The sequence below is a fragment of the Acidimicrobiia bacterium genome (assembly GCA_016650365.1).
GTDB lineage: Bacteria > Actinomycetota > Acidimicrobiia > Spongiisociales > JAENVV01 > JAENVV01.
Genome location: JAENVV010000327.1, coordinates 1 through 12635, shown reverse-complemented (window position 1 = coordinate 12635; position 12635 = coordinate 1). Strand labels below are relative to the sequence as shown.

Below are 12635 nucleotides of genomic sequence, written 5' to 3'. Positions count from 1 at the left end.
GCGTCATAGTCCGTGAGACGCTTGCCCCGGTATTGCATATCGGGGACATCACCCGAGAGGTCGATGGCGAACCGGAGCGTATTCAGAACGCGGACCTCATGGCCGCGTTCAAGAGCAGCAGTCTTGAGGCGCTGGGTGCTGTAGGCGTGGGGTGCCCTGGACAATACGGCGAGCTTCATCGTTCAGATTCCTTTGTTGGCTTGCTCGATAGAAGAAATGACCGACTCGGATGTACGAGGAAATGTTTTCGAATGGCCGATCGACCCAAGAGCATTCGAAAGCCCATGTCATCACGTGACGTCAGGCTGATTTCGATCGGCCATTCGACCTTGCCGATTCTGGCGGTCGTCAGTATCACCGGTCTGAGTTCGGACTTTCCGTTCGATGACCTGACCCGACGAAAAGTGAGAACCTCACAGCTAACTGCTTCCGAATGGCGGGCCGACCGCTGGTCGGGATGGATTTCAAATGAGGCGGTGGTGACTCCGGCGACCTCGGAGAGAGTCAGATCAAACGCGTGCAAGGCCGACGTCCGGGCCCCGGTGTCGATTTTGGCCTTCACGGGGTATCCGGCCAGTTCAGGGAGGTCGACAAACTCCCGCCAGCCGATCACGGGTCTCGGCTTCTTTCGGGTAGTCATCGCAGCGGAGTATTACAGAGCGGTGCTCAGGTGGCAACACCAACCGCGTGATCCTGACCGAGCCGTCCCCGCCCTCTTGGCGGAGAGTCTGTAGGTCGGCGGGCGTAGCGATAACCTAGGCATCATCGAGAACTACCTCAATCAGGAGGCCGGAATCAACGGAGTATACAAACCCGGTGATATGGCCCTTGTGGCGAAGAAACGGGGTCAGATGCAGGCGCCGCATCGATTGTCGCACGTCGGTGTACGGGTCCGTGAACGACTCAAGGGCCCACCAGGGTCGAATGCCGAGTTCAGCCTCAAGATCTGCCTTGAACCCGTCCTCGGTCACGTTTTCGAGCCCGCAGTTGGTGTGATGAATGAGGACGATCTCTTCGGTACCGAGCGCTCGCTGCGAGAGACAGAGAGAGCGAATTACGTCATCGGTCACGACCCCTCCTGCGTTGCGAATCACATGGGCTTCGCCATTTTTCAACCCAAGCATCTTGAAGATGTCCATTCGGGAGTCCATACAAGCTACGACGGCCAGCTTGCGCTTCGGCCGAACGCTTAGATGGCCTTCGGTGAAATCACCGGCGAACTCGGCGTTCTTCTCGAGCATTTCAGAGATATTGGGTGAAAACATGCGAGCCACGCTAGCGGGGACTGTCTACAACGTACCCATGGCAGGGTCAACCGTTCGCTTGGTATGTCCAAGGTGCCCCGAACGTGTTTGGAGGGGAAGGCGCCCGGGCTTGGGTAAGGACGCTTTCCCCTCCACCAGGGTATTCATAGCCGGAGTGGCCCCAGAACGCGCACCCTCGACCGAGCGTGCACAGTTCGTTGGCAGACCGGTGGCCGGTCGTTCCTTAGAAGGACCGATCTCCCCGAACCAACGCAAGCGGAGTCATGACTAGCAGGTAGAGATCGAGTAGCAACCCGCGGCAGCCAACATAGGTCAGGTCGAGGCGCATACGCTCTTCGAAGCTTGTCTCGGACCGGCGGAATACCTGCCAGAGTCCGGTGACTCCAGGAGCGACGGAGTTCCGCCGCTTGAACTCTTCAACGCTCAGCTCGGCAACCTCTTCGTCGACAAGGGGCCGCGGCCCAACCAGCGACATAGAACTGCCAAGCACATTGAAGAGTTGCGGCAATTCATCAATTCCGGTTCTTCGGATGAATCTTCCGACCCGGGTGATTCGCGGATCGTTCGGCGACTTGTAAACCGGCGAGTTGACTCGATGCTCGTCGAGTGCAATGACATCGGCGATATCTGCGTGGGTCACGTCGCTGCGCATAGACCGGAACTTCCATACCCTGAAGGGTTGGCCACGGCGCCCTACCCGCTCGTGCAGATAGAACACCGGCCCTGGCGAAGTGGCCTTGATGGCGACAGCAACCCCAATCATCAGCGGCAAAGCCAGTACGAGCAAGACGGCCGCGCCAATGATGTCGAGCATACGTTTCGCATATACGCCCCGAGCCTCGGCACCCGGCGACAGGTCCGTGCGGACCTGTAGCTGAATGGTGCGTGGTCCGATCGCGGCGAACGGCAGCTGTAGCCTTACTGAGCCCGTGTCCAACCCATCGGTCAGATCAAGCTCAGTGGTTTCCCCCAATTGCATGGATCTTGCGACCCATGTGCGGGCATATGGTGACGCCCAGTTTCCCCCCGTCACGGTGCCTCCCAGCGGTAGTGACCCTGACTGACCATCTACCCAATCGAAACCCTGGTCCCCCGACCGCAATCATGCGTTCAAACCTGAGGCCTCGATAGATGGCCACTTACGTTTACACTGCCACTCTAACATCACACTCTGTGTGGTGGGGGGATTTATATCGCGGCCTATAATGCCTTACCTCTCGGGGGATTACGGCTAATAGGGAGAGTTTTGTGGCGGTGCTCTGTTATCACTCTGTGTGCGATGCATGGAATAGTCCTTTGGCGATGGGCACGACGGACTTTGCCGCCCAATGTGAGTGGTTGGCCCGGCGATTCAAGGTCGTTGACCTACCGACCGCGGTATCGCTCCTTGACCGCCGCGGTCTGCTTCCCGGGCGAGTGGGCACCCTCACGTTCGACGACGGATTCGCCGACAACTTTGACAACGCATTGCCTGCGCTCCGTCGTTCAGGGCTTACTGGAGCCGTGTTTGTCGTAGCTGCGACGCTTGATCGCGGTCATGGCGTCGACTGGGTGGATGACCCGCCAGAATTTCAGTTGGAGACGCTCACCCGATCCCAGATCGAGACCATGTCTGATGAAGGGATCCACATTGGGTCTCATTCGCTGTTTCACAAGGATCTCACAACCCTTGACTATGCCGAATGTCTCCAAGACCTCGAAACGAGCAAGGCGATCCTGGAGGAGATCGTGCGTCGGCCCGTTCCCTATCTGGCGTATCCCCGGGGTCTTTGGAATGACGTCGTGGCGAAGGCTGCCAAGGCGGCTGGTTATCTCGGGGCGTTCAGCCTCCCGACTGGGCCTGAAACCGTCGGACCATTCTCGCTTCCGCGGGTCGGGATTTATCGAGACAACGGACCGCTGCAGTTCAAGGTGAAAAACCTGAGGGTGTACCAGTCGGCGCGCACCTCCAGGATCTACAAGGCGGTGCGAGGCTGACCCGCCGCCCGGTCGATCACGTCGACAATCTCGCTCATCGTGTGGGTCAGCGAATAGTGGGTCAGAGCTGCGGCTCGTGCGTTCTTTGCGAGCTGCCCCCGCAGCTGGTGGTCGCTTAACAGCTCCTCCAATGTCGCCGCCAACGCTTCCGGATCTTTCGGTTCGACCAACCGTCCCACAGAATCGTCGATGATCAGCGGAATCTGGCCAACTCGCGTTGCGACGACCGGTAGCCCGCTGGCGAGCGCTTCAAGGATGGAGAGAGGCATTGCTTCAAACCAGGACGGCAGGCAGAAGATGTCGGCGTCTCGGAAGTAGTCAGCCATCCGGTCGTGCGGGAGGGACCCGACTAGTTCCTCCCCCCCGGTTGCAGCGGAACGAACCGAGGCTTCTTCTTCAGCACCTTCGTCCGGTCTGCCGCCCACGATCACGAGCCGATGTTTGACTCCTCTGGTGATTAGGGCATGGGAAGCTTCGATCAAGTCCACCACCCCTTTTCGGTGGGTGAGGATGCCAGCGAACACGATGACGGGCACGGCCGCTTGCCGGGACGGATCAGGCGCGAACGTGTTGGTGTCGACCCCGTTGTAAATCGTGCGTGTCCGATCAGCGCCGATAGCTCTAGTAATGCCGTCCGAAACAGAAACCACCTCCGTGGCGGTCATCAGGGCAGTCCGAATCAGCCAGCGCTTCCAACGCGAGTCGGCCCACTCCGGAAGGGAACCGCCGTGCACATGCAAGATGGTCGCAGCCCCCCTGAGGCGGGCGGCCAGGAGTAGCAAAGCTGCCCGAACGAGCGTTACGGCCGGAACGAAGGAACTGTGCAAATGGACGACGTCAAAACTCCCGGCCGTTCGAAAAACGCTCCAGATATCGGACAGGGTGCGGGATACGTTCGTCGAACTGAATACCCCGGCTCGATATTCGGTCTGTCGAGTCAGGTTGAGTAACTGAACCTCGTAGCGCGGCATTAACTCCCTTTGCAGGGTGTTAAGCATTGAGGAGATACCGCCCGAGTCGGGAGGTCCTTTGCCAACGAGGAGGATGGAAACCTTTGTCACGAGTACCCGATGGTAGCGTTCCGACCATTGTGGACCACGATCGAGATGCAGGATGGACATCGGACGGCTGGCTCGATACGAACGCGTTCGAACAATCCATCCAGAACCTTGGTTATGAATCGAGAAAGGCTACGACTCGGACGCCGGAGCTGACCGAGCTTGACTTCTGGGGTGAGATCGGCGACTTGGCGAGACTCGCCGACTTCCTGGCCAGAGCTGGTCTCACTGCGTTTCGGTCCCGCCGGCGGTCCGGACACCGCTTTTTCATGGCAATGGCGCCAGGCGGTTGGATCAAGGTCGACGTCAAGTTACGATCGCCCGAACCCCAGAGCGCACTTATTGGAGACTTGATCTGGATGCTGATCCGCAAGAGAGGCCTTGTGGTTGCATTGTTGGGGGCTGACGGCGCCGGCAAGTCCACCGCGGCCAGCTGCGTCAACCGGGCGATGCCCGTGGATCTGGTGACTCGCTACCTGGGAGCGCCCCGCCGTCCGCTCACCCCCCACCAGGTCCGGGAGGACTCCGCGACCGGCAGTCCCGGACCCGCCTGGCGAAGCTTTGCCGGCCTTCCGAAGTGGATGGTTCGAACGGTTTCCCAGCTATGGTCGGTCGAATTGGCCGCTCGCAGGGGTTCGGTCGTCTTGTGCGACCGCCACCCGATCGAGGCCGGTCGACTCGGTGATGAACCAGCCCTCGTCAAAGCCCTCAAGCGCGCCATCGTTCTCGTGCTAACTCCGCCGCCTGACCTCACCCTGCTCCTGGCTGCTCCGGGGGAGGTTCTCTTCGAAAGAAAGGGTGAACACTCCCCCGAATACCTCGATCAAATCACGACCACATGGGCCGATTTGGTCGCCCGACGACACGGTGTCGTGATCGAGGTCGCCCGGCCACCGGAGGACGTCTGCTTGGACATCCAACAGCAGATCTGGGTCCGTCTCGCCGCCAGGCGACAAATGTGAATGAGCAGCTGATCCTGCGAGCACTGCTCGGCAGCCACATTCACGAAGCAGAGTGGCTGGTGTCTCCTCCCGCCTCGGGGTGGCGGACCGCACCTGTCGTCCTTCGCCGACGGGAGTTTCGCCGGTTGCGATCGAGGTCCATGCCAGATAGGGAGCGAGTCAACTGGGCGGCTCCTCCGGGTCGCCGACCCCGTTATCCGGCACTGAGACAGTCGGTTCTTGGCGGTAACATCTGGTTAGTGTTGCCGCCCGATGCGCCCGTTCGGATCATGCGACGAATGACCGGCTTTGTCTCGACGGATGAGCTCAGGATCGGAAGTGGCGGCGGGATCCGCCAGTTTGGGATTTGGCGGGGCCAACCGGTCCTGGCACGTTTTGGCGTTGAGGGCACTCCTGGAGACCCAGCCAGACACTTCGAGGCATTGCAGCGACTCCGCCTTGACGAGGTTCCTGAGGGGCTCGAGTCCGGGGAGATCGATGGTGTGCACTGGACGATTGAGGCCTTCCACGAAGGGCGTTCGCTCGATCGCCTCCCTCCGACGGATACCGGCCAGGTGGCAGCATTTCTTGCAAGACTGCCACCTGCCAATGCCCCGATCGCGGTGGTGGATCTCGCCACGCGAGAACTGTCAGCTTTTTCGGTTGAGGTCGGCGACTTGGCCACATCAATCCGCACGGGGCTCGAAGACCTGCCAGCCGTGGTTGCCCACGGCGATTTGTGGGCCGGAAATCTTCTCTTCCGAGACGGCCTGCTCGTAGGCGTCATCGATTGGGACTCGTGGCAGGAACGGGCGATACCTGGAACCGATCTGCTCCACATGTGGGCAGAGAACACCAGGCGGCATCGGGGCCTATCGTATGGCGATCTAGTCGATGAGGCGTTCTGGTCAGACGGGCAGCTGAAAGGGCTGGTCAAAGCCCATCTGGAACAGCTGGGTGCGCCTTGGAACCCCCAATTACAATCATTACTAGGGGCGGCCTGGTGGCTCGCCGCGGTATCCGGCGCCCTGCGGCGAACCCCGGCTCTTGCCCAGAACCCGATTTGGATGAATCGCAACGTGCATTCACCCGCCAACACCCTCACGCATCTGCTCACGTGAGTGGGACCGCGTCTTGCGCCGGCCTATTCCTCCTGGGGAGGGCCGTCGTTCACCTGCCAGTCAGGGCTGCCCCACCGCGATGGGTCGACGTCTGAAGGCTCGGGAAGTTTGAAGCCATGACGGGCGATGCGCCACAGTCCTTCCCACATCCCCCACCCCCAGGCCAGCTGCATGGCTGCGAGCGCTCCTGGAACCCGTAGCCGGTCTCCCGTTGTGTCAACCGTCCGGCCGATCGGGATCGACAGGCCGATAATTGCAGCGACATACCCTCCAGCGGCCAACGGGAACAGAACCGGCGCTACGGGCAATAGCATCGCCGACCCGACTAGCGCCGCAACGGCAGCTGGCGGAGCCATGTGGCGTATCCGGATTTCGGATGGATAGAGGAACGCCACGTCTGCCTTGCCGCGGCCATATCTCCGGTATTGAGCGGCGAGATCACGGATCCGCGATCGGCATTTCCAGAGTACTTCGATCGTGGGATCCAGGAACAACCGGCCGCCGGCCCGTCGAACCCGAATATCAAACTCGAAATCTTCGTTGGCTACCAGTCGCTCATCCCATCCTCCCAAGTGACGGGCGAGGTCGACCCGATATGCGCCAAACGGAATGTGATCCGTCTCCATCGGCTCGGTTGCGTAGTGATAGGCCGATCCGCCCACCCCGAATGGAGATCCGAGAGTGGCAGCAATGGCCCGGCCGCTCGGAGGTCCACCGACCGCTGTCTTTCTGCCGCCCACCCCTGCCATGCTGCCCGTGATGAGGTGTGCAACCAGTTGTTCGACGTAGTTGTCGGGAATCGTCGAATGGGCATCAACCCGGACCAGAAAGCTGCCGTTGGCCGCCCGCAGGCCAACATTGAGGGCAGCTGGTATCGCTTTGTGTGGGTTGGCAAGTACCCGAAGCCGGTCGTCACGCCGGGTCCAATCATCGAGCTTGGACAGAGTGCCATCGTCGGATTCTCCATCGATGGCCAGTACTTCGATATGTCGATACGTCTGACGGAGTACTGATGCCAACGTTTCGTCGATCGTTCGAACCTCGTTGAGGATTGGAATGATGACCGATACCAATGGCGTAGTCTGTCCTTGCTCGATATCCCCCACGGTCGTGTCCCTTGAGCTGGTGTGTGTTGAGTGAAGCTAGCCACCGAGAAGGTCTGAAAGCGTCGATGTCAGAGACTACACAAGAACGCCTCCGCATCCTTGTGGTCGGCATGCGTCCCCCCCGGCTGCCGCTGCGTGATGGCTATGTGCTGCACCTCTATCACCTTCTGGCCCAGCTTCACGTCCGCCACGAGGTCTCTTTCTTGACAATTGACGACCAGGGCGGGGCATTTGAGGACATTCCCGGTTTGCGCGTCGTCCGGTCCGCGGCTTCTGCCCTGGATGCAGCGATCGTCGCCGAGAGTCTGGCCTTCAGGCCCGACGTCGTCCACGCCGTTGGTGCTCCACTGGCGAAGTTCGTTCGGTCGGTCGGCGGTTCAGTACCGAGTGTCCTCGGAGCTCTCGATGCGCCGCATCTTAATGTCGACGCCGTCGAAACCCGGAGCCTGGTTGAAGCGATGCGGAAGAGGGCGCGTTGGGCCCGATCATTGTGGGTCATCCGGAGACAGTACGGTCTGGCGGACCGGGTGGTGGTGGTCAGCGACGAGGATCGGACCGCGCTTCGGGACGTTAATGCCCGTTTGAATGTTTCGGTGATACCGAACGGCGTCGATCTGGACGGGTTTGCTCCCCGTGACCACATACTTCGCGAGCCGGGTCGGCTGCTTTTCACCGGAGCCCTCAACTACCCGCCAAACGTTGCAACGGCAGTTTTCCTGGCCGAACACGTCATGCCGGAAGTTCGCCGCATCCGCCCCGATGCCCGACTTTCCCTGGTTGGTCGGGATCCTGGTGAGCGAGTGCTGCGTTTGGGTGACCTCGATGGGGTTGACGTGGTGGGTCCGGTTGACGACATGGGCGACGCCCTGGCGGTGGGGAGCGTCTACGTTTGTCCGATGGTGAGCGGCACCGGCATCAAAAACAAGTTGCTCGAGGCTCTTGCGAATGGACTTCCGTGCGTGGCCAGCAGCCTGGCCATTCGGGGAACCAGCTTAACCGACCAGGTTGAGGTCCTGGTGGCCAATGCAGCCGATGAGGTGGCCGAACGCACCCTGGAGCTATTGGGCAATGAAACACTCCGGGCCAGCCTCAGTGAGGCGGGAAGGCGCTATGTCGAAGATCACCACTCCTGGTCGTCGGTAGCTTTGCGGTTCTCGAAGATGTACGACGACCTCATCAACGGCGTCGAAGGGCCGTGAAGGCGAACGTCCTAAGGCCCCTCCGTCGACCGGACAGGGCTGCGTTGAGTTCGCCGATAACCTCCGACGACGAGAGATAGGAATCGGCGCTCCCGTCGTGTCGTCGGAGCCCCGACACAAGGCTGGCGTATCGGCGATACGCAACCGCTTGTTTGGCGACCAAGTCCGCTCCGATGAGATCATCGGGTTTGCGAGCCGATGCGAGCTCGGGATCGAGGTCGAGCCAAACCGAAAGATCTGCTTTGGGGATCATCCAACGGATCAGGCGACGCTGTAGATCGGATGGAACGCCCTCGTAGATGGCATCCACGGTTGCGAGAGCATCAAGAAGGTGACGGTCATAGATGACCACCCCGCTCGCCCGGCGAGTTTGGCCGCGGATGCCCGCCAGGTAGGCGAAAGTTATCAAACACAACCACACCCAGCCGGTGATCCCCTTCCGAGAAGAGATGGTCTCGGTTGCCTGACCCTCGGCAAGCCGTCGGATACCGGTCACGTCGTCTTTTCGGAGTTTCCGGACCTTGCGAGCCAGCCGATCCAGGCGCTCCAATCCCATCCCGGGACGGGTCCAGATCGTCGTTGTAGGGATTCCGCACCGATCAAGGGCTTGAGCCAAACCAGTCGTGAGCGTCGACTTCCCGGAGCCGTCTACTCCGCTGATCGCTAGACGGACCTGCGGGCGCCGAATGCGGGATGAGCCTTTTTCTGATGAGAGCCCGTGAGGTTCCAGATCGGTAGATCGATAGTCGCCCAGTACGGATCCCCCCAGTGCCGCTTCGGCATTGGCGAGTTTCTCGATGAGCTGGGGGTCCACCGTCGACAGATCCAGGCCGCTTTCGGCCAGCTTTCTAATCTCCAGGACGGCCCGAAGATCCGGGTAAGGCAACCGATCGGCCCGGGCGACGGCTCGTTGCGAACTGGAGCCTGCCTGACCAACACTGATGTCGGCTTTGGCGAGAATGGTGCCTTCATCTGTAATGGCGTAACTGCATTGGTCCGGGTAGCCCAGGTGACTCAGGATATGTTGCAGCTCCACCCAACCCGCCGAGGACGCCGATCGAACGGCAGTCTGCCGGTCCGAAACGTAGACGTCGAGGTCCGATGACCATCCCGGGCCCAAGGGTGACACGCTGATGCTGGGGTTGGCTGCAGCCAAATCCGCCATGACTCGGGCGAGTGCCTGATCCATCCGAGCGGTCCGTTCAGGCGAAGGTCGCTGGTCTGATGGAACAGCAAGGTCGTCGGCGAATTCGTCGGTCACGCCGCTCGTCCCCGCTTGAGGCGGACCAATCCGGGACGCGGATCACTCAACGTCGTAATGCTGTGGGCAGTGCCCCGGCGAGGTGCCATCGCTCCGATCATCGAAAAAATGCTGCGCTTCCTCATTCGAACATCCGATACCAGCGTCCGCAGATCACCATCAGTCCACCTATAGCGAACCCCGAGCGAGGCCGTGGATCGTTCCACCGACTCCCCTGCCGTCAGCCGACATACGATGTCGGGAAGGTTCAGGCCGGCCGCCAGTGCCAACGGCATTGACCCGTATGGCCGCAAGTTGAGGTCGATAAGCTCGGAGCCCACGAACTGAGCTTGAAAGATGCCATCGAAGTCTTGCAAAAGCCGACACAAGGCCCCCGTCCAGGTTTCGTCCACCGGTTCCGTTACCGCCGCCGAAGCTGTCCCTGCCCGCGGTGGGAAGGTTCTCAGGTAGCGCTGCTGTATTGACGCCACCAGGATTCCGCCCCACATAACGCCGGCCACCGACCGCGTCGTCCCGTCGATAAATGTCTGAACGAGGGTCCCGCTACCGACGAACGCCGTAAGCTCATCTATGACGTCTACCCGCACCGCTGCGGTGCCTCCTGGCCGCTTGGTGCGTGGCTTGACAATCATCGGAAAACCGAGAGTCGCGACTACGCCCTCGAGCTCGTCAAGTGCTTCCAGTTCGCATGATTTTGGTGTGGAAAGGCCGGCGGCCGAAGCGGCTCCCGCCAGCGTCGCTTTGTCCATCAGGTGATTCGTGTGGGGGTAGACCGCTCTTAACGAGGCATCCGAAGTTGTGAAGATGACTTCGGCGCCGCGGCTGGCGGCCAGTTCACGGACGGAGTCTGCGAAACCAGGGGCGTTCGACGGACCAATGCCGATTACTTCTGACGCATATCGCGACGAAGCAGCCATCGAATTCGGGGCACTCGTCGCCACGACCGGACTGCGACCAACCCGTCCCAGGGCCCTAACCGTGGCTAAGGCCGAGCGATCATTTGAACGCCCCTCGGACGTTACGATGACTTGTGAAGTTCCCGGCATATTCGCCAGCGTAGCGACTAGCTTCGGGTTGGGATTCCGTCCGATCACCAGGAGTATTGGCGAGCGTGAAGAGAACTGTTGTTGTCGTGCTCGTTGTACTAGCTGTGGGGGTGGGCATGTCCGCCATCCGCCGCCCACCCGTCCGGCAGGTGGTACCTGATGCATTTGTGCCCGAATCCTTCTGGAATAAGCCGATTCCGGCAGATGCAAAGCTGGCTTCTGGCTCCGACGAGATTGTTTCGTTCCTGGAGGCGGACAACCGCTTGAACGGCTGCATTACCCTGGCGGGTGCCGGCGCGGATGAGTGGGGAATGCCCATCTATCTAGCTGATGCTGGATCGCCTCAGTATGACGTCCGATCGACCAAATACTCAGTCCCGGGTGAATTCGGATCTCTTCGGATTCCGGAGGGAGCACTGCCGGCCGCTACGTCCGACGCGGAGATGGTGGTTTATGACCTCGAGCGGGGATTTGTCGCGCAACTCTCCAAGGCCGAATTCTCCGCAGAAACCGCCACTTGGTCGGTAACGGGTGGAAGCGTGGTCTACCTTGATTCGGACGGCCTGTACGGAGGTCTTCCGGGTGCCGTTGATCCTCGGAACGGTGGATCATTTCGCGGCTATAACGGGGCAGTAGCGGCGGTTAGCTACGACGATGTTATGGACGGACGGATCGACAATGTCATGAAGATCGGTGTCAATAGCTCCCGCGATGAGGTGGTCTTCCCGATGATCAATAGCGACGGCGACTCCGTGTATCCAGCCGCGCCGGCTCAGGGCATGAGGCTGCGGATCAGGCCCGATCTCGATCTCGAATCGTTGAACCTCGACTCCCAGGCACTTGTCATCGCTCGCGGGCTTCAGGACTACGGAGCGATTATCGGAGACAGCACCGGAGGTGGAATAGTCTTGAAACTTGAGGACATGAAACGGGCCGGTACGACGGGAGAATGGCACCTGCAACCAACCAGTTTGTGTGCAATAGCCGCCTCCGACTTCCAGATCGTCAGCCCCGACTCACCATGAGATCGCGAAAAACTCACTTTGGGTAGCTGCACAAACGCCGATAAGGTGTTAATCGAGTTGGGCTGGAGCGACGCGACAGGAGTTGATGTCGATGATAAGTCATCGGATAACGCGACTGACAGTTACAATTGGGGTTGCGACGATCGTCACAATGGGATCGGTGGCATCTGCAGCCACACCAACCCCTGATACCTTCAAAGCCAGTTCATTCTGGAACACGCCAATCGGATCGAATGCGGTTATCGACCCGAACTCTGCCGGCATCATCAACTTCCTGATGGCCGACAACGACCTCAATGGGTGCCTTACCCTGGCCGGAACACCCGGCAACTCGTGGGGGATGCCCTCATTCGTAGCCGACGTGTCTGACCCGGTATTCAACGTCGTCTCGAGGAACAACTCGGTACCACCCGAATTCGGATCGCTGCGGATTCCGAATGGTGCGATCGCCGCTGATACCTCCGATGGGGAAATGGTTGTCTACGACACGGCCAAAGGAGTCGTGGCTCAGCTTTCTAAGGCCACCTACGACCCGTCTACCAAAAAGTGGACAGTCAGCGGTGGCAGCGTCGCCTACCTGGCGTCCAACGGCATCGACGGTCGTCTGGCAGCTTCTGACGATTCACGGAACCGGGG

General features: G+C 60.3%; 14 protein-coding genes. 6 read left to right on the top strand and 8 right to left on the bottom strand.

Features of this window, described 5'->3' with window-relative positions; translation table 11 throughout:
* The 4 genes from JJE47_17825 to JJE47_17810 form a co-directional block, all read right to left on the bottom strand.
* On the bottom strand, nt 1-179 hold a 179-nt coding region (locus JJE47_17825), incomplete at its 3' end, for a 30S ribosomal protein S6--L-glutamate ligase (protein MBK5269285.1).
* Nucleotides 176-640: an ATP-dependent zinc protease gene (locus JJE47_17820; GenBank protein MBK5269284.1), complete on the bottom strand. Its 465-nt coding sequence runs from the start codon at nt 638-640 to the stop codon at nt 176-178. The genes JJE47_17820 and JJE47_17825, both read right to left, overlap by 4 nt.
* 115 nt (nt 641-755) lie before the next feature.
* A complete protein-coding gene (locus JJE47_17815) occupies nt 756-1241 on the bottom strand; it encodes a carbonic anhydrase (GenBank protein ID MBK5269283.1) in 486 nt (161 codons plus the stop codon).
* 247 nt (nt 1242-1488) lie between these two features.
* Entirely contained in the window at nt 1489-2244 is a 756-nt protein-coding gene (locus JJE47_17810) for a sugar transferase (GenBank protein MBK5269282.1), read from the bottom strand.
* A gap of 323 nt (nt 2245-2567) precedes the next feature.
* Between JJE47_17810 and JJE47_17805 the strand changes: the two genes are divergently transcribed.
* Entirely contained in the window at nt 2568-3242 is a 675-nt protein-coding gene (locus tag JJE47_17805; GenBank protein MBK5269281.1) for a polysaccharide deacetylase family protein, read from the top strand.
* On the opposite strand, the gene JJE47_17800 is transcribed toward JJE47_17805, so the two are convergent.
* Entirely contained in the window at nt 3221-4303 is a 1083-nt protein-coding gene (locus tag JJE47_17800; protein ID MBK5269280.1) for a glycosyltransferase family 4 protein, read from the bottom strand. The genes JJE47_17805 and JJE47_17800 overlap by 22 nt on opposite strands.
* A gap of 29 nt (nt 4304-4332) precedes the next feature.
* Here JJE47_17800 and JJE47_17795 point away from each other — a divergent pair, with 29 nt between their 5' ends.
* On the top strand, nt 4333-5262 hold the full coding sequence (locus tag JJE47_17795; GenBank protein MBK5269279.1) for a hypothetical protein: 930 nt from the start codon (nt 4333-4335) through the stop codon (nt 5260-5262).
* Nucleotides 5263-5540: 278 nt separating this feature from the next.
* On the top strand, nt 5541-6362 hold the full coding sequence (locus JJE47_17790) for a phosphotransferase (protein MBK5269278.1): 822 nt from the start codon (nt 5541-5543) through the stop codon (nt 6360-6362).
* A 23-nt stretch (nt 6363-6385) separates the two neighbouring features.
* Here JJE47_17790 and JJE47_17785 read toward each other — a convergent pair whose 3' ends face one another.
* Complete coding sequence (locus JJE47_17785) at nt 6386-7468, bottom strand: glycosyltransferase family 2 protein (protein MBK5269277.1); 1083 nt, start codon at nt 7466-7468, stop codon at nt 6386-6388.
* Between the two features lie 65 nt (nt 7469-7533).
* Here JJE47_17785 and JJE47_17780 point away from each other — a divergent pair, with 65 nt between their 5' ends.
* A complete protein-coding gene (locus JJE47_17780; protein MBK5269276.1) occupies nt 7534-8667 on the top strand; it encodes a glycosyltransferase in 1134 nt (377 codons plus the stop codon).
* Here JJE47_17780 and JJE47_17775 read toward each other — a convergent pair.
* Both JJE47_17775 and JJE47_17770 read right to left on the bottom strand, forming a co-directional pair.
* Complete coding sequence (locus JJE47_17775; GenBank protein ID MBK5269275.1) at nt 8645-9928, bottom strand: hypothetical protein; 1284 nt, start codon at nt 9926-9928, stop codon at nt 8645-8647. The two genes, JJE47_17780 and JJE47_17775, sit on opposite strands and share 23 nt — an antisense overlap.
* Nucleotides 9925-10974, bottom strand: coding sequence for a hypothetical protein (locus tag JJE47_17770; protein MBK5269274.1), 1050 nt, complete (start codon nt 10972-10974; stop codon nt 9925-9927). Before JJE47_17770 ends, JJE47_17775 begins: the two co-directional genes overlap by 4 nt.
* 65 nt (nt 10975-11039) lie before the next feature.
* Between JJE47_17770 and JJE47_17765 the strand changes: the two genes are divergently transcribed.
* Both JJE47_17765 and JJE47_17760 read left to right on the top strand, forming a co-directional pair.
* Complete coding sequence (locus JJE47_17765; protein MBK5269273.1) at nt 11040-11999, top strand: hypothetical protein; 960 nt, start codon at nt 11040-11042, stop codon at nt 11997-11999.
* Between the two features lie 160 nt (nt 12000-12159).
* The coding region (locus JJE47_17760; GenBank protein ID MBK5269272.1) for a hypothetical protein at nt 12160-12635 on the top strand (476 nt) is incomplete at its 3' end.

What these genes read in the sequence shown, in the direction of transcription:
- JJE47_17820 (MBK5269284.1), bottom strand. Translation starts at nt 640, where the DNA reads ATGACTACCCGAAAGAAGCCGAGACCCGTGATCGGCTGGCGGGAGTTT.
- JJE47_17815 (MBK5269283.1), bottom strand. Translation starts at nt 1,241, where the DNA reads ATGCTCGAGAAGAACGCCGAGTTCGCCGGTGATTTCACCGAAGGCCAT.
- JJE47_17810 (MBK5269282.1), bottom strand. Translation starts at nt 2,244, where the DNA reads ATGCAATTGGGGGAAACCACTGAGCTTGATCTGACCGATGGGTTGGAC.
- JJE47_17805 (MBK5269281.1), top strand. Translation starts at nt 2,568, where the DNA reads ATGGGCACGACGGACTTTGCCGCCCAATGTGAGTGGTTGGCCCGGCGA.
- JJE47_17790 (MBK5269278.1), top strand. Translation starts at nt 5,541, where the DNA reads ATGACCGGCTTTGTCTCGACGGATGAGCTCAGGATCGGAAGTGGCGGC.
- JJE47_17780 (MBK5269276.1), top strand. Translation starts at nt 7,534, where the DNA reads ATGTCAGAGACTACACAAGAACGCCTCCGCATCCTTGTGGTCGGCATG.
- JJE47_17770 (MBK5269274.1), bottom strand. Translation starts at nt 10,974, where the DNA reads ATGCCGGGAACTTCACAAGTCATCGTAACGTCCGAGGGGCGTTCAAAT.